Origin of the sequence: Actinoplanes sp. NPDC051851, assembly GCF_040681165.1 — a bacterium.
In the GTDB taxonomy this organism is placed as follows: Bacteria; Actinomycetota; Actinomycetes; order Mycobacteriales; family Micromonosporaceae; genus Actinoplanes.
This window is the reverse complement of the sequence record NZ_JBFAYF010000016.1, coordinates 62,345-80,244: the sequence shown is the minus strand read 5'-3', so window position 1 is coordinate 80,244 and position 17,900 is coordinate 62,345. Positions and strand designations below refer to the sequence as shown.

15 protein-coding genes are annotated in these 17,900 nt (G+C 71.3%); 7 read left to right on the top strand and 8 right to left on the bottom strand.

The features are described from left to right. Positions 1-9 precede the first annotated feature (9 nt). A complete protein-coding gene (locus tag AB0M08_RS17845; protein WP_364493944.1) occupies positions 10-816 on the bottom strand; it encodes an SAM-dependent methyltransferase in 807 nt (268 codons plus the stop codon). Between the two features lie 211 nt (positions 817-1,027). Here AB0M08_RS17845 and AB0M08_RS17840 point away from each other — a divergent pair, with 211 nt between their 5' ends. Beyond that, positions 1,028-4,021, top strand: coding sequence for a BTAD domain-containing putative transcriptional regulator (locus tag AB0M08_RS17840; RefSeq protein WP_364493941.1), 2,994 nt, complete (start codon positions 1,028-1,030; stop codon positions 4,019-4,021). Between the two features lie 57 nt (positions 4,022-4,078). Here AB0M08_RS17840 and AB0M08_RS17835 read toward each other — a convergent pair whose 3' ends face one another. The 4 genes from AB0M08_RS17835 to AB0M08_RS17820 form a co-directional block, all read right to left on the bottom strand. After that, entirely contained in the window at positions 4,079-4,228 is a 150-nt protein-coding gene (locus tag AB0M08_RS17835) for a hypothetical protein (RefSeq protein WP_364493938.1), read from the bottom strand. 136 nt (positions 4,229-4,364) lie between these two features. Beyond that, entirely contained in the window at positions 4,365-5,573 is a 1,209-nt protein-coding gene (locus tag AB0M08_RS17830; protein WP_364493935.1) for a cytochrome P450, read from the bottom strand. Continuing rightward, positions 5,570-6,331: an alpha/beta fold hydrolase gene (locus AB0M08_RS17825; RefSeq protein WP_364493932.1), complete on the bottom strand. Its 762-nt coding sequence runs from the start codon at positions 6,329-6,331 to the stop codon at positions 5,570-5,572. Before AB0M08_RS17825 ends, AB0M08_RS17830 begins: the two co-directional genes overlap by 4 nt. Then, the gene (locus AB0M08_RS17820; RefSeq protein ID WP_364493929.1) at positions 6,328-8,100 is read right to left on the bottom strand and encodes a non-ribosomal peptide synthetase; all 1,773 of its coding nucleotides are present in this window, start codon (positions 8,098-8,100) and stop codon (positions 6,328-6,330) included. Before AB0M08_RS17820 ends, AB0M08_RS17825 begins: the two co-directional genes overlap by 4 nt. Before the next feature lie 138 nt (positions 8,101-8,238). Here AB0M08_RS17820 and AB0M08_RS17815 point away from each other — a divergent pair, with 138 nt between their 5' ends. The 6 genes from AB0M08_RS17815 to AB0M08_RS17790 all read left to right on the top strand — a co-directional run bounded on the left by AB0M08_RS17815 (position 8,239) and on the right by AB0M08_RS17790 (position 14,710). Beyond that, complete coding sequence (locus tag AB0M08_RS17815) at positions 8,239-9,354, top strand: pyridoxal-phosphate dependent enzyme (RefSeq protein WP_364493927.1); 1,116 nt, start codon at positions 8,239-8,241, stop codon at positions 9,352-9,354. Beyond that, the gene (locus AB0M08_RS17810) at positions 9,351-10,532 is read left to right on the top strand and encodes a hypothetical protein (RefSeq protein ID WP_364493925.1); all 1,182 of its coding nucleotides are present in this window, start codon (positions 9,351-9,353) and stop codon (positions 10,530-10,532) included. The genes AB0M08_RS17815 and AB0M08_RS17810 overlap by 4 nt, the downstream gene beginning before the upstream one ends. After that, a complete protein-coding gene (locus AB0M08_RS17805; protein WP_364493923.1) occupies positions 10,529-11,881 on the top strand; it encodes an MFS transporter in 1,353 nt (450 codons plus the stop codon). The genes AB0M08_RS17810 and AB0M08_RS17805 overlap by 4 nt, the downstream gene beginning before the upstream one ends. Next, entirely contained in the window at positions 11,808-12,899 is a 1,092-nt protein-coding gene (locus AB0M08_RS17800; protein ID WP_364493920.1) for an ATP-grasp domain-containing protein, read from the top strand. Before AB0M08_RS17805 ends, AB0M08_RS17800 begins: the two co-directional genes overlap by 74 nt. A gap of 35 nt (positions 12,900-12,934) precedes the next feature. After that, positions 12,935-13,939 (top strand): hypothetical protein, encoded by a 1,005-nt coding sequence (locus AB0M08_RS17795; protein WP_364493917.1) that lies wholly within the window; start codon positions 12,935-12,937, stop codon positions 13,937-13,939. 159 nt (positions 13,940-14,098) lie between these two features. Further along, entirely contained in the window at positions 14,099-14,710 is a 612-nt protein-coding gene (locus tag AB0M08_RS17790) for a GNAT family protein (RefSeq protein ID WP_364493915.1), read from the top strand. Positions 14,711-15,213: 503 nt separating this feature from the next. Here AB0M08_RS17790 and AB0M08_RS17785 read toward each other — a convergent pair. The 3 genes from AB0M08_RS17785 to AB0M08_RS17775 are packed head-to-tail and all read right to left on the bottom strand — an operon-like array spanning position 15,214 to position 17,769. Continuing rightward, positions 15,214-15,873 (bottom strand): ABC transporter permease subunit, encoded by a 660-nt coding sequence (locus AB0M08_RS17785; RefSeq protein WP_364493912.1) that lies wholly within the window; start codon positions 15,871-15,873, stop codon positions 15,214-15,216. A 1-nt stretch (position 15,874) separates the two neighbouring features. Further along, positions 15,875-16,858, bottom strand: coding sequence for a methionine ABC transporter ATP-binding protein (locus tag AB0M08_RS17780; RefSeq protein ID WP_364493909.1), 984 nt, complete (start codon positions 16,856-16,858; stop codon positions 15,875-15,877). Beyond that, the gene (locus AB0M08_RS17775) at positions 16,855-17,769 is read right to left on the bottom strand and encodes a MetQ/NlpA family ABC transporter substrate-binding protein (RefSeq protein WP_364493906.1); all 915 of its coding nucleotides are present in this window, start codon (positions 17,767-17,769) and stop codon (positions 16,855-16,857) included. Before AB0M08_RS17775 ends, AB0M08_RS17780 begins: the two co-directional genes overlap by 4 nt. Between the last annotated feature and the right edge of the window lie 131 nt (positions 17,770-17,900).

Below are 17,900 nucleotides of genomic sequence, written 5' to 3'. Positions count from 1 at the left end.
GCGGCGCTGTCACGGCTTCCGGGCAAGACCAGCCCACATGTTGATCGCCGCCGGGTCGTAGGGGGCCACCGCGCCGTCCGGGCGCCACTCGGGCAGCAGCACCACGCCGGGTTCGACCAGCTCCAGCCCGTCGAAGAGCTCGCGGAACTCGTCGCGCGTGCTCGGCCAGGTGTCCGCCACCCCGGACTCCAGCATCCGCGTCGCGGCCGCCCGGCCCGCCTCGTCCAGGTAGTCCATCGTCGCGTGGGTGACGGCCAGGTAGCTACCCGCCGGAAGCGCGGCGACCAGCTCCCGGACGATCGCGCGTTCCCGCTCCCGGTCCGGCAGGAAGTGCAGCACCGCGATCAGCATCAGCGCGACCGGCCGTCCCAGGTCGAGGGTGTTCCGCAGGCGCGGGTCGGCCAGGATGCTCCCCGGGTCACGCAGGTCGGCCTCGATGTAGTCGGTCCGCCCCGCGGCGCTGCCGGTCAGCAGGGCCCGGGCATGCGTCATCACCAGCGGATCGTTGTCGATGTAGAGCACCCGGCTCTCCGGGGCGACCCGCTGGGCAACCTCGTGCGTGTTGTCCGCGGTGGGCAGCCCGGTCCCGATGTCCAGGAACTGCCGGATCCCCGCCTCGCCCGCCAGGAACCGCGTCATCCGCCCGAGCACCGCGCGATTGGCCAGGACCGCCTTGCGTACGTCCGGAAACCGCGCCTCGATCGCGTCGCCGGACGCCCGGTCCGCGGCGAAGTTGTCCTTCCCGCCGAGCCAGTAGTCGTACCGCCGTGCCGGGTGCGCCACCGTCGGGTCGAGGTCCACCGCACGATCACTCACGGCCCACACTCCATAGTCGACTGCCGATGCCGGTGTGGGCACTGTAGCGCCCCGGGCAAGTCGTCCGATGATCGCGACGGCGCCCGTTCACTGCCGCGGGGCGGATCTTATGGGTAACATCTCAACTAGTTTCGATGTAACACAGAGATACTTTGCGGGGCAACATTTGTAACACGGGCGAGGTTGGATGAAGCGTCAAACTTCTGAACAGGTGCATTTCGCCATCCTCGGCCCCCTACTAGTGGAGATCGCCGGAGTCAGGCTGCAACTGAGCGGGCTCATCTCCGCGCGGATCCTGACCACGCTGCTGCTCTCCTCGGGGAAAGTGGTGCCGGTCGCCCGGCTCGTCGAGGCCGCCTGGGACGAGGATCCCCCGCCCACCGCGACCCACCAGGTCCGGAAGGCGATCGCGGATCTGCGCCAGCGGATCCCGCAGGGACACTCGCTGATAGCCACCGACGGGCCGGGCTACCGGGCCGACGTCACAGTCGACCAGCTGGACCTGACGCTCTTCACCGACCGGCTGCAGCAGGCCCGCGAGTCGTCCGACGCCGGTGCGCTCCCGGACGCGGCCCGGTCACTCCGCGAGGCGCTGGCCCTGTGGCGCGGTGCGGTGATGTCCGAGAGCGGCGGTCCGCTCATCTCGGCGGCCTCGGCCGTACTCGAGGAGCGACGGCTGGCGGCCGTGGGGCAACTGATCGAGATCAGACTCGCCCTGGGCGAGTCGAGCGAGCTGGTGGAGGAGCTCCGGCAGTTGATCGTCGACCATCCCCTCCGGGAGACCTTCCGCGGCTACCTGATGCTGGCCCTGCACCGGTCCGGGCGCCGCGCCGAGGCGCTGGCCGAGTACGCCGGCACCCGCCGGCTGCTGGTCGAGGAGCTCGGCGTCGGGCCGGGCCAGCAGTTGAACAGGGTGCACGAGATGATCCTCCGCGGCAGTCCGGAGGCCGCCCCGCCGGAGCCCACCGAGCCGATCGGGGCACCGGCGCCGGCCGCGCTCACCGGCCCGGCCCCCTGCACGCTCCCGCACGATCTGCAGGATTTCGCCGGGCGGGAGTCCGAGTTGACCGGCCTGATGATGGCCGCGCACCCACCCGGTGACGACATCGTCAGGATCATCTCGATCGAGGGCATGGGCGGCAGCGGGAAGACCGCCCTCGCGATACGCGCGGCACACCGGCTGGCACCGCTCTTCCCGGACGGGCAGCTCTACGTCGACCTGCGCGGATTCACCCCCGGCGAGCAGCCACGCCAGCCGGTGACGGTGCTGGCCACGCTCCTGCGCACCCTCGGCCTGCGCGGTGAGCAGATCCCCGAGGACCTGGAGGCCGTGGCCGCGCTGTGGCGGTCCACCCTCGCCGGACAGCGCATGCTGCTCCTGCTGGACAACGCGGCACACGCCGCACAGGTCCGGCCGCTGCTGCCCGGAGCCGCGGGCTGTTCGGTGCTGATCACCAGCCGGCACCGGATGACCGGCCTGGACGGCTCGCAGTCGATGGCCCTCGGACTGCTGTCCAGCGCGGAGAGCATCGCGCTGACGACCGCCGCCCTCGGCCGGCAGCGCAGCGCGAACGAGTCCCAGGAGATCCGCGAACTGGTCGCCCTCTGCGGCCATCTGCCGCTGGCGCTGCGCATCGCCGTCGGCCGGCTGCGGAGCCGGCCGCATTGGAGCACCCGCTACCTGGTCGACCGGTTACGCAACGAGGCCCGACGGCTGGACGAGCTGCGCTCCGGCGAACGGGGCATCGAGGCCACGCTCCAGCTGTCCTACCTGGCGATGGACGAGAGTCATCGGGACGCGATCCGCCTGCTCGGGCTGCACCCCGGCGACGAGTTCGACACGGCCGCGACCGCGGCGCTCCTGGGGATCGGCGTACACGAGGCGGAGGACGTCCTCGAGCACCTGGTCGACGTGCACCTGATCGAGACCCGGGAGATCGGCCGCTACACCTTCCACGACCTGGTGCGCCGGTTCATCCGGCGGCTCCCGGCGCGGACCGCCGAACCGGCGGCGTTCCGGCAACTGCTCGACTACTACCTGGCCGTGTCGGAGTGGGCGTGCCGCATCCGCTACCCGGGCCGCGAGGCGACCGACGGCTGGCAGAGCCCCGAGGTGGAACTGCCCGTCTTCGCCGACCCCGAACAGGCGGAGGCGTTCTTCGAACGGGAGCACGGCACCCTGCTCGCCGCGGTGGAGAGGGCGCTGGAACAGGGCCTGTACCGGCAGGCCGTACACCTGGCACGCAATCTGCTCTTCTTCCTCAACACCCGGAGCAGATTCCCGGAGTACCAGCACGTCGCGTCGCTCGCGGTGGCGGCGGCCCGGCGGCTCGACGAACCACGTACCCTGCGCCTGAGCCTGTCGAACCTCTCCGTGGTGCAGTGGAAACTCGGCCGGTTCGCGGAGGGCATCGTCACGACCTCCGAGGCACTCGACATCGCCCTGACGCTGGACGACCGGGACGGCGAGGCCAGCTGCCTGAACATGCTCGGCCTGATGCTCAGCTGTCTGGGATTCCTCGACGAGGCGGAGTGGCGTCTGCAGCAGGCGGTGACGTTGTACGGCGAGCTGACCGCCGGACGGCAGGAGGGCTACGCCTGCTCCAACCTGAGCACGGTGTACTCCTGGCGGGGCCGGTACCGGGAGGCCTGCGCGGCCGCCGAGCGGGCGATCCTGCTCAGCCGCGGGTTCGGCCCCTACGGCGAGGAGATCACCGCGCTCACCGATCTCGCGATAGCCCAGCTCGCGGGCGACGACCTCGAGTCGGCCCGGCTCACCATCGACCAGGCGTTGACCCTGGGTGACGAGCGATACGTACCGGAGAATCTCGCCCTGACCTTCGCCGTGGCGTCGAAGGTGTATCAGCGGCTGCGGCGGGCGGATCGCGCCGACGCCTATGCGGTGCGCTCCCTCGAACTCCTCGCCGCGATGGGCACCACGATCCGCCGGGCGACCGTGGAGAACATCGTCGGGTCGGTCCGGTTCCAGGCGGGAGACCTCCGGCAGGCGCTGCAGCTGTACGAGAGCGCCTACGCGCACGCGGACACCATCGGCTACCGGATCGAGGTCGCCAGGGCACTGACCGGGATGGCCGACGTCCAGGCGGCGCTCGGTCAGCACCAGGCGGCGCAGGCGAAGCGTGACCGCGCCGACAGCCTGTACGCCACGATGGCCGAACCGTCCGCCCGGAAGGCGGCCGCCTGACCGCGCGGCGCCCGCTCCCGGTCCCGGTGGGCATCGGGACCGGGAACGGGCCCGGCGTCAGGGAGCGGCCGTACCGCCGGGCGTCTCCACGATGACGGCCGGGCCGGCGTCCGAGGCGAGCGTCCGGCTGCCCGGCACCGGCGCGGCCCAGAACCCGATCGCCACGGCCAGCGCCGCCACCAATCCGGTGAATGTCGAAGCCTTCATGTCCATGGTCCTGTCCCCGCTCCGTCGTTCGTCATCCGATGTCCAACGTGTACTCATGTTCACGGATCTCGTTCCCGTTCGCTTCCCCGCTCGATACCAGCGCCTGGACCGGCGGATACGACGTCGCACCGGCACGTCAGACCGCCCTCGGCGTGAGTTTCAGCGGCAGGCGGCGCAGCCCGTTGACGACGATGGAGTCGAGGAACTCCGGAGATCCGTCCGGTACGGCCTCCCCGACCTGCGCGATGAACTCCCGCAGCACCGTGCTGATCTCCAGCCTCGCCAGCCGGCTCCCGACGCAGTAGTGCGAGCCCGCGCCCAGGGCCAGGTGGCGGTTCGGGGTCCGGCGCAGGTCGAACCGGTCGGGATCGGCGAAGTGCGCCGGATCCCGGTTGGCAGCGACGAGCCAGCAGACCACCCGGTCCCCGGCCCGGATCCGCTGACCGCCGAGGGTGACGTCGTGCACGGCCCGGCGCATGAGATGTGTCGCGCTGGAGGTCCAGCGGAGGATCTCGTCGACGGCCGTACCCAGGGTGCCGTCGGATTCTCCGCCGTCGACGTCGTCGCGCAGCATCGACCACTGGTCCGGATGCTCCAGCATCGTCAGCATCCCGCCCGACATCGCCAGGCGGACGTTCTCCGTACCGCCGACCAGCAGGTTGTCGCAGTTCAGGACGACGTCCTCCGGCGGGAGCAGGGCGCCCTCGTACCGGACGCGCGCCAGCACGCTGACCAGATCGTCGCCCGGCCTGGCCCGGCGCTCCTCCACCAGGGCGCCGAAGTACTCCAGGATCTGCAGGTGGGCGAGGCTCCGCTCCTCCGCGGTGCCGGCGCAGAACGCGTCGGTCGTCCAGTCGACGATCTCCGGGCGATCCGCGTCGGGGATGGCGAGGAACGCGCAGACCACGTCCACCGGCAGCCTGGCAGCGATGTCGGTGACGAAGTCGACGCGCCCGGCCGCCACCGCCGCGCCGACGGCCGACCGCGCCGCGTCGTCCAGGAAGCGGCCGAGCCGGCGGAGGTTGCGCGGCACGAACCAGTCGGCGATCGCGCCACGGAGCGCCGCGTGCCGGGCCGGTGCGGAGAGGGCCAGCGTCCGGTCACCACCCGGGTCGTCGCCCTGCGCGAGCGGCCGCAACAGGATGCCCGCGGTGGAGCTGAACGTCCCGGCGTCCCGGAGCACCTCCCTGATCTCGTCGTACCCGGTCAACGACCAGAACCCGGGGAAGACGCCGGGCTCGTGCCACCGCACCGGCTGCTGCTCGCGCATCCGCCGGAAGGTCTCGTACGGAACCCCGGTCCGGTAGACCGCGCCGTCGAGGATGTCGTCCGCCGGGTGTGTCATGCCGCACACCCGCCGATCGCACCCGCGAGCTCGTCGGCCAGCAGCGCCAGCGGCGGGTCGTCACGAAGGTAGAAGTGGCCGCCCGGGACCGTCCGGACGGTGAACCCGCCCGCCGCGTGGTCACGCCACCGCGCGACACCGCCGCGGATGCCGGGCACGTCCGCGGCGCCGGCGACGGCCACCATGCGGCCGCTGATCCGTTTGCCGGTGTGCTGGGTGTACCGGGCGACGAGCCGCAGATCGTCCTTGAGGTAGCCGAGGATGAGGTCGAGCAGTTCCTCGTCCTGCCGGACCTCGGCGTCGACCGGCTCGTAGCTCTCCAGGTAGGCGAGGACCTCGTCGTTGCGCCGGAACGGCACCGGCGGCCGGTGTGCGGGCGCCGCGGCCGACGAGACGACCACCGTGGGGACCGGCGCACCGGCCTGTTCCAGCAGGTGCGCGACCTCAAAGGCGAGGTAGGCGCCCATGCTGTGACCGAAGAGGACCGCGTACCGCCGGGCGCCCGCCCGGATCTCCCCGGCGATGGACGCAGCGAGGGCCACCAGGCTGGGCGCGGGCGGGTGCGCGATCCGCTCCTCACGGCCGGGATACTGCACGGCGTCCACCCGGACCCCGGCCAGCGCGGATCGCCACGGGTGGAAGAAGGACGCGCAGCCGCCGGCGTGCGGGAAACAGAGGACGGCCGGCCCGCCCGCCGGGCCCGGGGCGATCTCCCGGAGGGATCCGGTCACCGGGGTCCGCAGACCGATCCCGCTCACCTGCCGCCGCCCGCCGTGAGCAGCTCCGTCTGCAGCGCGATGGTTCCGGCGTGGTAGACGTCCTTGACACCGATGCGCCGCCCGGCGATCGCCCCCAGCGCGCGGGTGAGCCGCAGGACGGTGAGCGAGTTGCCACCGAGCTCGAAGAACGTCTCGGCGGTGTCGTCGCGGACCTCGACGCCGAGGGTCTCCGCCCACGCCTGTGCCACCCGCTCCGCGAGGCCACGGTCCCGATCGGCCGTCGCGGCCGCCGGGCGGCGCGCCGCGGCCAGCAGTGCCGCCCGGTCGATCTTGTCGTGGGCGGTACGCGGGAACGCCTCGACGAGGATCACCCGATCCGGTACGGCGGCGGCACCGAGCGCCGCGCGGCCGGTACTCCGGATCGCGGCGGGGTCCGGAGTCCGGTCCGGCGCGGCGACCACGAACGCGTAGGAGGTCGCGGCCTCGGCGTCGTACGCGACCGCGACCGCCTGGACACCGGGGTGCGCGGCCAGCGCCTCCTCGACGGCCTCGGCGGCGATCCGTACCCCACGGATCTTGATCTCGTTGTCGAGCCGCCCGGCGAACTCCAGCCCCTCCTCGGGCGACCAGCGGCCGACGTCGCCGGTGAGGTAACACCGGGTCGCCCCGGTGGGACCCTCCGCCAGGACCACGAAGCGGGCCTCGGTCCGCTGCCGGTCCGCGACGTATCCGGCGGCCACCCCGGGACCCGAGACGGCGATCTGCCCGGCCGCACCGGGCGGGACGGGACGCCGCCGGTCGTCCAGCAGATGCAGCGTGCTGCCGGGTATGGGATGCCCGATCGTCGGCCGGCCCGGCCTGTCGTAGATCCGGTAGGTCGACCAGACGGTGCACTCGGTCGGGCCGTACTCGTTGGCCAGCCGCACCTCCGGCAGCATCGCGAAGTGCCGGTCGATGACGTGCTGCCCGAGGGCCTCCCCGGCGCAGATCACGGTCCGCAGCGAGGCGAGCGCGGCGGACCCCGCGGCGTCCCGGCCCCAGACCGCGAGCATCTCCCGGTAGAAGCTCGGCACGGTGAGCAGGTCGGTCACCCCGTGCTCGGCGATCAGCCGCAGGAGCGCGTCCGGGTCGCGCCGCTCGCTCTCCCGGGCCACCACGAGGGTGCCGCCCGCGGACAGGGTGCCCCAGAGGCCGGCCATCGCCGAGTCGAAGTGGAACGGGGAGAGCAGCAGGAAGACCGAGGCCGGGGAGGGCCGGTACACGGCCAGCCGGGCCTCGGTCGAGGTCGCGAGGTTGTACTGGGACACCGCGACGCCCTTGGGGAGCCCGGTGCTTCCCGAGGTGAACAGGACGTAGGCCTCCCCCGACAGGGAGGAGTCGGCGGCGTGCGCCGCGTCGCCGGGCTCGCCGTGCCGGAGCACGCCGCCGGTCTCCGGGTCGAGCGAGACGAACAGGCCCGCCGCGGCGCGGACGTGGTCGGCGGTGCCGGACGGCGCCTGGGGGTCGACCGGGACGAAGGAGCGGCCGCTGTACGAGATCCCGAGCAGGTGGGCGACCGTGGTGACGGCACGGACGGCCGGCACCGCGATCCGTTTCGAGCGGGCACCGTACCCGTCGGCCTCGATCCGGCGGGCGACCTCCACCGCGGCCGCGGCGAGCTCGCCGTACGTATGACGCACGTCCCCGCAGACGACCGCGGGATGGTCGGGATCACGCCGGGCCTGGCGCATCACCACGTCGCAGACCCGATCCGCCGGTTCCGGAAGCTCCGCTCCGACGGCGATCACAGTGGACTGGATGGTCTTCATACGGATACATCGTCGGTACCGGCTTCCCCGAGGGCTCCCATCGCGCTCCGGGAACCCGGCGGGATCCGGGCGGGATCCGCGGCGCATAGAACTCCTCGTGCCGGTGGCAGGACGTTCGAGCCCGAGGAAAGGCATGCGGTGTACAAGTCATTCGCGGAGAAGCTGTCCGAACCTGATCTGATCGACCTGGGCGACGGGGTGTTCGTCCTCCGGTTCGAGGTCATGAAGGTGACCTCGGTCTACGCGGCCGTCGAGGACCTCCTCAAACGGGGGGTGATCCACCCGGGCCAGACCCTGGTGGACAGCTCCAGTGGCATCTACGGGCACGCCCTCGCGCTCGTCTGCCGCACCTTCGGCCTCAAGTGCCACATCTTCGCCTCGATCGCCGTGGACGCGGCGATCCGGACGCAGCTCAAGTACCTCGGCGCCACCTACACCCAGGTCCCCTCCTCCGGGGACGACGGCCTGCAGCACGACCAGGAGACCCGGGTCCGCCTGGTGCACGACTACATGCGGGAACACCCGGACGCGTACTGGATGCAGCAGTACCACGACGACGTGCACTACGTCGGCTACCAGAGCGTCGCCGAGACGATCCTCAAGGAGCTGGGCTCCTCGGACGTCACCGTGGTCGGTGGGGTCGGCACCGGCGCGTCGACCAGCGCCATGAGCCGCTACCTGCGAGACGCCACCGATGACGTACGCATCGTCGGCATCCAGCCGTTCGGCAGCCGCTCCTTCGGCTCCGAGGCCATCCCGCTGGACGGGTTCATCGTCGCCGGGATCGGCAGCGGCATCCGGTTCGACAACATCGACTACTCCGCGTACGACGACATCCACTGGATCAACTTCGACGTCTCCGCGGCCGGGTGCCGGGGCCTGCTCTCCACCACCGGCGTCTTCGCCGGCCTCTCCTCCGGAGCGGGCTGGCAGGTCTCCCGGTACGTCCGCTCGCTCCTCCCGCAGGGCGGTCCGATCGTCTTCCTCTCCGCCGATCCGGGACATCGCTACGTCGAGCGCGTCTTCCCGCCGGACGGCCCCGCGGAGCGGGACCCGGAGTACACCCCGGACGTCATCACCGATCTCGCCGACCTGACCGGCCCGTGGAGCACGATGCACTGGGCGCGGCGCCCGTACGCCGTGGTGGACGATCTCCCGCCCTACCGGCCGGCCACCCGTTCCGGCATCCCGGACGAGCCGAACGTCGCGGATAAGCTGACCGTTCGTCAATCCACTGAGGAGAGAGCTCGATGACCAAGGTCGCCGTGATCAATTACGGCCCCGGGCGCGACTACCCCGCCATGCTCGCGGAGGTGGCCGGGAACGTGCACGTCTACAGCCACAACGCGCTCACCGCCACCGAGGGGCTCGGCTCCTACGAGCACGTCGAGGACTGCGAGTTCGTGCCCTACCCCGAACTGCGGATCCGGCAGCTCCACCGGGAGGAGCCGTTCACCCATCTGATCACCGACAACGAGTACGACCTGGAGCGGGTCGCCCGGATCCGCGAGGACCTCGGCATCCCCGGACAGTCCGCGGCCAGCGCACTCTCCTTCCGGGACAAGGCGGTGATGAAGGAGGTCGCGGGCCGGGCCGTCCGCACGGCGCGGTTCACCCGGCTGCACGCGATCACCGACCTGACCGCGTTCATCGAGACCAACGGCTACCCGGTGGTGGTCAAACCCGTCAAGCAGGGTGGCTCGCGGGACATCGCGGTGCTGCGCGACGAGGACGACCTGATGGCGTTCAGCCGCCGGCACTGGCGCGACGACCTGATGGCCGAGGAGTTCGTCGAGGGTCCGATGTACCACGTCGACGCGGTCGTCGCCCCCGGCTACCGCTTCGCCGCCGCCTCGCGGTACCTGCGCAGCTGCCTCGGCGTCTTCTCCGGGGAGAACAACGGCTCCCTCCAGCTCCACCCGGACGACAAGCTCGCCGCCCGGCTCGACGACTTCCTCGACCGGGTGCTCGGCGCCTTCGCGCTGCCCGAGGTCGGCGCCTATCACCTGGAGGTGTTCCACACCCCCGACGACGAGCTGGTGTTCTGCGAGATCGCCTCCCGTGTCGGCGGCAACCGGATCCCGGCGCTGACCAAGGCCACCTACGGCGTCGATCTGCACGGCGTGTGGCTGCGCCGGTCCGTCGGGCTACCGGTCGCCCCGCCACCCGCCGGGGCCCCGGCGGAGGTCCGCGGTTCGATCTCGATCCTCCCGCAGGGCCGCCCGGTGACACCGCCCGGCCGTCCGCCCTTCGACTGGATCGACCAGTACGAGGTGAACCCGGCGCTCCAGCCCGGTGCGGTCGTCCAGCACAGCGCCTCGCACCTCTGCTTCGCCATCGTCCGCGGCGCGGATCTCACCGAGGTGGAACAGCGGGTCCGGGAGACCGAGACCTGGCTGATGGCGAACCTCACGGAGGACACCGCCCGTTGAACGCCTGGCGCCACACGTCGGCCAACGGGCGCACCCTGCTCCTGACGGTCCTGCTCACCGGCCTGACCACGTTCATGTTCCTCCCCCTGCTGGCGATCCAGCTCAGCGCGGTGGGGATGCCGGCCGGCCGGGTCGGGCTCCTGGTCGGGCTGCTCTCCTTCAGCGGGCAGACCTTCTCGCTGATCAGCGGCCTCATCGTGGACCGCTTCCCGGCCCGTACGGTCCTGGCCGCCGGTTTCGGCCTGCGCATCGCCGGCTACGTCCTGCTCGGCCTCGGCATCACCGGACGTCCCGGCCTCGGGCTGCTGGTGCCCGGAATCCTCGGCATCGGCATCGGCGGATCACTGCTCGGCCTCTCCATCAAGACCCGCCTGGTCCAGGAGAGCGGCGACGATCCCCGTGGGATGCTCGCGCTCCGCTCGACCTTCGTGAACGTGGGCGTGGTGGCGGGCCCGGCGCTGGGCGCGCTGGCCTACCCCTTCGGTTTCCCGTACATCCTCGCCGCCTGTGTCTGCTCGCACCTGATCCTCGGCCTCCTGCTCACCGCCCGCACCCCGCGGCCCGCCGCCCCGGGGACACCGGCCGCCGCCGGACCGGGTGCCGCCGGACCGGCCGAGCCCGGGAAGCCGTGGGCGCGCCGGCACTGGGTCCTGCTCTTCCTGCTCGGGACGGCGTACTGGACGGTCTACAGCCAGCTGAACGTGGTCATGCCGCTGACCGCTCAGCGACTGACCGGGAGCACCGCGGCGATCTCGGTCGTCTTCACCGTCAACGGCGTCCTGTGCGTGCTGTTCCAGTACGTGCTCATCCGGCGGGTCTTCCACCACGCCACCAGCCGCACCCTGCTCCGCATCGGTTTCCTCGCCTTCGCCCTGGCGTACGCCGTCTTCCTCCCGCTCACCGGCTGGCCGGCCCTGCTGCTCTTCGTGCTGCCGGTGACGCTGGCCGAGATGCTGATCTCGCCGAGCCTCGACGACCAGGCGGTCCGCGCCGGCTCGTCGCGCCGCACCGGGCTCACGCTCGGTGCGATGGGTGCCGCCGCCGCGGTGGGCAGCCTGCTCGGTTCCAGCGGCGGCGGCTATCTCCTGCAGGTGCTGCACGGGGGGCCGGCCCTCTGGATCACCATCAGCGGCGTCGCCGTCGTAGCGGCCGCCGCCTCCCACCTTCTACCGAAAGGGCCCGTCCAGCATGCGACCGCCCAGCGTCCCCACCGCCGTGCTGATCCGTCCCCGGGAGACCGTCATCGACGCGGCCCGGAAACTCGGCCTGAATCTGGTGATCGTCACGGATCAGCCCGCGCCGGAGCCACCGGCCGGCGACTGGCCGGTGATCCAGACGAACTGGACTGAGTCCCGGGACGACATGGTGCGCCGGCTGCGGGAACTGAATCTGCCCGCTCCGGTGAGCTGCTTCGGCTTCGGCGAGCTGAGTGCGGTGACCGCGGCGGCCGTGAACCAGGAACTCGGCTGGCCCGGCACCCCGCCCGCGACGCAGCTGGCGTTCAAGGACAAGGCGGCGCTGCGTTCCCTGGTCGGCGACCGGGCCGGCGCCCCGGTCGCGTACACCGTCTGCCGGAGCCCGGCGGACCTGCCGGCCGCCGCCGCGCGGATCGGGTATCCGGTCGTGGCCAAGCCGGTGGACGGCAGCGGCAGTGCCGGGGTACGGCTGCTGACGAACCCGGCGGAGGCCGAACTCGCCGCACGAGAGCTCACCGCCGGCACCCCGTACCTGGTCGAGGAGTACCTCACCGGCACCGAGTACAGCGTGGAGGCGACCAGCAGCGCCGGCCGACATCGTGTCCTGGCGATCACCGAGAAGCTCACCACCGGCGCGCCGTCCTTCGTCGAGACCGGCCACACGCTGCCGGTACACCTTCCCGAGCAGCACGCCGCGGCCATCACGGCGCTGGTGGCCGCGACGCTGGACGCGGCCGGCTACCGCAACGGCCCCTCGCACACCGAGGTCATGCTGACCGCGACCGGACCACGGCTCATCGAGTCGCACGGCCGTCCCGGCGGGGACCGGATCAGCGACATGCTCGCCCTCGCCCTCGGCGAGGACGTCTTCGGTCACGCCATGGCGGCGGTCTTCGAGCTGCCGCCACCGGCCGCCGCGCGGCCCCGGGTGGCCGGCATCCGCTACGTCACCTTCGACCACACCACCCCGATGCCGGAGATCAGCACGGCGCTGGTCGTCTCGCTGCCGGGCGTGGCCGAGGTGCACATCAGCGTCCCCGCGGGCCAGGTCCCCGCACCCGTCGCGAAGTCCGCCGACCGGCACGCCTTCGTACTGGCCGTGGGTGACACCCGCGATGAACTGGAAGCCCGGCTCGACACGGCCATCCGCACGATGACCGCCCGGGCGTGACCCGACCGATCCGACCGTCCTCCGGGGAGAAGAGCATGTCGTACAAGATCCTGATTCTGGTACCCACCACGTCCACCACCGAGCTGAACAACCACTCGATCATCCCCAGCGCCCTCCTCCGGGAGGGCCACGAGGTGCACATCGGCGACATCGACACCCTCAACCTGCACCGGTCCGTCGTGGTCTGCGACCAGATCAGGGTCTCCGAGGAGTTCGCCGTCGGCGGTGACTTCCCGACCCTGCGCCGGCCGTACGCCTCGGCGGAGGAGTTCGACCTGGTCTGGGTCCTCGCCGGCACCCACCCGGAGTCCGGCGACGACTCGTTCCGCCTGCTGTGGCTGCTCAACCAGCGGGTTCCGTTCGTCAACGACGCCGCGGCGCTCTACTTCCTGAACAACAAGATCAACCTGGGCGCGATCGTCCCGCCGGAGAACCTGCCGGCCTCGTACGTCTCCAACGACTTCGACTTCCTGAACGACCTGGTGGAGTCCGGCGGTTCCCGGTCCTGGGTGGTCAAGCCGACCGACGACGGGTGCGGCGCCGACGTGTACGTGGTGAACCGCACCGACGGCAACCGCACCGCCATCCTCGGGTCGGCCACCGGCAACGTCCTCTCCCGGGAGGGCCGCTACGGCCGCACCGTCATCGGCATGACCAAGCGGCACGCCGCGGTGCAGGAGTACATCCCCAACGTCCGGGAGAACGAGAAGCGCGTCGTCATCGCCGGCAGCACACCGGTCACCGGCTACAACCGCCACCACCCGGAGCACGACCACCGCTCCAACGCCACCCTCGGCGCCCGCTTCTCCGCGCTCGACCTGACGACGGAGGAGGCCGACTTCGCCGGCGCACTGGGCAAGAAGCTGATGGACCTGGGCATCTTCTACTCCGGCGTCGACCTCGCGTTCCCCTACGTCATCGAGATCAACATGGTGAACCCGGCCGGTCTGAGCTACCACAAGCGGGCCACCGGCGAGGACCTCTCGTCCACCGCGGTCAACACCGTCCTCGCCGCGCTGCGCACCGCCGGCAAGCTCTGACCACCCGAGCGCCGGGGGCTGCTGGCGAGCCACCCCCGGCGCTCGGGGCACACCCGCGGCGCGGGTACGCTTCCGCCTCCTGGACGTCACCATCGTCTATACCGAACACCGGCTCCGCCGCGAGGGGTGCGCTCCCCGCCAGGTCTGGAAGGCGGACTGATGTCCCGGCCCACCTACCCGATCCACACCGCCCGGCTCGCCCTGCGCCCGGTCACGCCGGCCGACCTCGACGACGTGCACGCGTTCCAAAGCCATCCCGAGGTGGCCCGTTGGGCGCTCGGCGGCGAGCCGCGCGCCCGCTCGCTCACCGAGGCCTCGGTGACCGCGATGGCCGGCGAGGACGCGCTCCACGCCGAGGGCGACTGCCTGACCCTGGCCGCGGTCAGCGCAGGGACGGTCATCGGCACCGTGGAGTTGGTCTGGCGCAGCGAGTCCGACCAGACGGCCGAGCTGGGGTACGTCTTCCATCCCGGCCACGGCGGCCGTGGTCTGGCCACCGAGGCCGCCGCGGCCCTGCTGGACTGGGGATTCGGCGAGTTCGGACTGCACCGGGTCTACGCCCGGTGCCACGCCCGCAACGAGCCGTCCGCCCGCCTGATGACCCGCCTCGGTATGCGCCGGGAGGCCCACCACGTCGCCGCCTACCGATTCCGCGGCGAGTGGACCGACCAGCTGGTCTTCGCCGTCCTGTCCCACGAGTGGCACGCACTCCGCCGCCAACCCCCAGGACACCCCTCCGACCACCAGCCGGCCTCTCCCGGCCAGCGCTGACGGGTGTGTCGGTCACCGCGAGACACCTGTGACTTTGCTGGTCGATTCCGGCGGGATCGTCACCGGCGGGCTTGAGTGACCTCTGGGTGCCAGCTTTCCCGGCGCGGCTGGTGGTCAGGGGTCTCTCGGAGGGCCTGAGACACCCCGGATCGCCAGCCGGACCGGCCTGACGCACCCCGGATCGCCAGCCGACCGGTCGAGGCGCCCTGGACTGCCGGCTCACCGCCCGCGGGGTACCGCCCGACCGGGTCCACGAACGAACCCGGGCAGGCGGAGCCGACGATCCGCGGACGGCGAGCGTTCGGGCGGGCACCCCGGTCACGGGGTCCGGCGTCCCAACCAGGTGGTCCAGATGTGACCAGCAGGGTCACCTGTCAGCACAGCCAGAAGCACACAGCTGGCGCTGAAGGGTGTGTCGAGGGCCGCGAGGCACCCGTCAGCACCAGCCGGATCGTCGAGCGGGGCGGCTGAGGCCGTGGTCACGGCGTACCGGAGGAAGGTCTTCATCGGCGGAGTGCCCGGCGGGCCAGGGCGTTGCCGAGGAACTGAGCGGCCTGGACGATGATGATGATCGTGGCGACCGTGATGTAGACGACGGGCCAGTTGTAGCGCTGGGAACCGTAGGTCACCGCGAAGTCGCCGAGGCCGCCGCCGCCGAAGAGGCCCGCCTGGGCGGACATGTCGACGACGCCGACGAAGATGAACGTGTAGCCCAGGATGACCGGGCCGAGCGCCTCCGGGACGACCACCGTGAGCAGGATGCTCAGCGGACGGGCGCCCGCCGCACGCGCCGCCTCGATCACGCCCGGCTCGACGGCGAGGAGGTTCTGTTCGATGATGCGGCTGACCGCGAACGCCGCCGCCAGCGAGAGCGCGAACGTGACCGCGTCGGTGCCGATGGTGGTGCCGATCGTGACCAGCATGAGCGGCTGGATGGCGGTCAGGAAGATCACGAACGGGATCGGGCGGATGATGTTGACCAGGATGTTGACGGCGTAGAAGACCGGGCGGTTGGCGAGCAGGTTGCCGGGGCGGGTGGCGTACAGGACAAGGCCCAGCGCGAGGCCCAGCAGCCCGCCGACGACGACCGAGATGATGACGATGTAGAACGTCTGGCCGATCGCCTCGCGGAACACCGGCAGGTTGGTCAGGAACTCGTCCACGTCAGCCCTCCTCGGTCACGGCGGCGCCGGAGTCGCGCAGGGCGGCCAGCGCGGCGTCGATGTCGCCGCCGGTCAGCGAGAACGTCACGCTGCCGAGCGAGCGGCCCTGCAGCTCGCCGATGCCGCCGAAGATGAGCTCGGCGGTCACCCCGTGCGCGGCGAAGGTCCCGGCGAAACTCGCGTGATCGCGAACGGCGATGCTGACGATGCGGCCGGGATGCGTCAGCCGCAGCCGCGCGAGGGTTTCGGAACTCGGCCGGCCGTGCAGGGCGCCGCGGACGAAATCGGTCTGCGGGTCGGCGAAGATGTCGTAGACCGGACCGGTTTCGATCACCCGGCCGGCCTCCATCACGGCGACCCGGTCGGCGACCGTACGGATCACGTCCAGCTCGTGGGTGATCAGCACGATGGTGACACCGAGCTCCCGGTTGACCCGGCGGAGCAGGGCCAGGACCTCGGCCGTGGTACGCGGATCGAGCGCGCTGGTCGCCTCGTCGGCGAGCAGCAGCGACGGCTCGGTGGCGAGCGCCCGGGCGATGCCGACGCGCTGCTTCTGCCCGCCGGAGAGCTTCTCGGGGTGGTCGTGGGCGCGGTCGAGCAGTCCGACGAAGTCGAGGAGCCGGGCCACCCGCCGGTCCCGTTCCTCGCGGGCCACGCCGGCGACCTTCAGCGGGTACGCCACGTTTCCGGCCACCGTACGGGATCGGAAGAGGTTGAAGCTTTGAAAGATCATGCCGATGTCGCGCCGGACGGCCCGCAGATCGCGCTCGGGCAGCCCGGTGATCTCCCGCTCCCCGACGAAGACCCGGCCGCTGGTCGGCGTCTCGAGGCCGTTGATCAGGCGGATCAGCGTGCTCTTGCCCGCGCCGGACTGGCCGATCACGCCGAAGACCTCGCCCTCGGCGATCTCCAGGCTGACGCCGTCGAGGGCCACCAGGTCCGCGAAGGACTTGGTGACCCCCTCCAGCCGGACGTGCGCCGTCACTTGCCCGCCGCGACGGCCTGGTCCTGCACCGTCGTGAGCAGCGTCTGCAGGTCGGCGGCGGAGACGGTCCGCAGCACGGCGACGCCGCCGTTGGCCTCCTGGAGGCCCTTCTCCACGGACAGGTCGTGGTAGAGCTCGGCCAGCTTGAGGTAGGTCGGGTCGTCCTTGTCCTCGGCGCGGGCCACGAAGATGTTCACGTACGGCGCGGCGCTGCTGCTGGCCGGGTCGTCCTCGAAGACGGCCGCGGTGTGCGGCAGCTTGGCGCTGGTCGCATAGTTGATGTTGACGATCGCCCCGGCCACCGATCCGCTCTGCAGCGCACCGGCGGTCTGCGAGGCGTCCAGCGTGACGACCTCGACCTTCGTGGTCTCCACGTCGGCCGTACTGGAGAAGGCACTTCCGCCGTTCTTGAGCGTGAGAAGCCCGGCGGACTGGAGGACGAGCAGCCCACGGGCCTGGTTGATCGCGTCGTTCGGGATGGCCACCTTGGCGCCGGACGGCAGGTCGGTGGCGGCCCTGTACTTCAGCGAGTAGAGCGGCAGCGGGTAGACCGCGGTGGATCCGATCGGCTGCAGGTCGTCGCCGGACGTGACGTTGTAGTTCGCCAGGTACTGGATGTGCTGGAACTGGTTGAGCTCCAGCTGCTTCTCCTTCAGCGCCGGGTTCGGCTGGCTGTAGTCACTGAAGTTGACCAGCTTCACGGTCACGTTCAGCCTCTGCTTGGCCAGATCAGAATAGGTTTTCCAGTACGGCTCGGACGCGTCGGCAACACCGATCCGGACGGTCGTGGAGTCCTCTTCCCCGCGTAAGAGAACCGTGGCCGTGGCGCCTGCCGCGACGACGACGGCGACGGCGGCCGCGATCCAGGGCCAGCGGCTACGACGGCGGGCGGGCAGCTGCGGTTCAGACATGGCGATGCTCCAGGGGTAATCGGAAGGATCTTCACAGTAACCTACTAGTTCTATGGGTTATAGGGGTGGTCTCTATATCCCACCTCACATGCAGGCGATGACGAGATTGAGACCCGCATCACCGGTACGAA

Excerpts from the sequence above, each read along its gene's own strand:
- AB0M08_RS17775 (WP_364493906.1), bottom strand. The coding sequence starts at position 17,769 with ATGTCTGAACCGCAGCTGCCCGCCCGCCGTCGTAGCCGCTGGCCCTGG.
- AB0M08_RS17810 (WP_364493925.1), top strand. The coding sequence starts at position 9,351 with ATGACCAAGGTCGCCGTGATCAATTACGGCCCCGGGCGCGACTACCCC.
- AB0M08_RS17835 (WP_364493938.1), bottom strand. The coding sequence starts at position 4,228 with ATGAAGGCTTCGACATTCACCGGATTGGTGGCGGCGCTGGCCGTGGCG.
- AB0M08_RS17820 (WP_364493929.1), bottom strand. The coding sequence starts at position 8,100 with ATGAAGACCATCCAGTCCACTGTGATCGCCGTCGGAGCGGAGCTTCCG.
- AB0M08_RS17795 (WP_364493917.1), top strand. The coding sequence starts at position 12,935 with ATGTCGTACAAGATCCTGATTCTGGTACCCACCACGTCCACCACCGAG.
- AB0M08_RS17790 (WP_364493915.1), top strand. The coding sequence starts at position 14,099 with ATGTCCCGGCCCACCTACCCGATCCACACCGCCCGGCTCGCCCTGCGC.
- AB0M08_RS17830 (WP_364493935.1), bottom strand. The coding sequence starts at position 5,573 with ATGACACACCCGGCGGACGACATCCTCGACGGCGCGGTCTACCGGACC.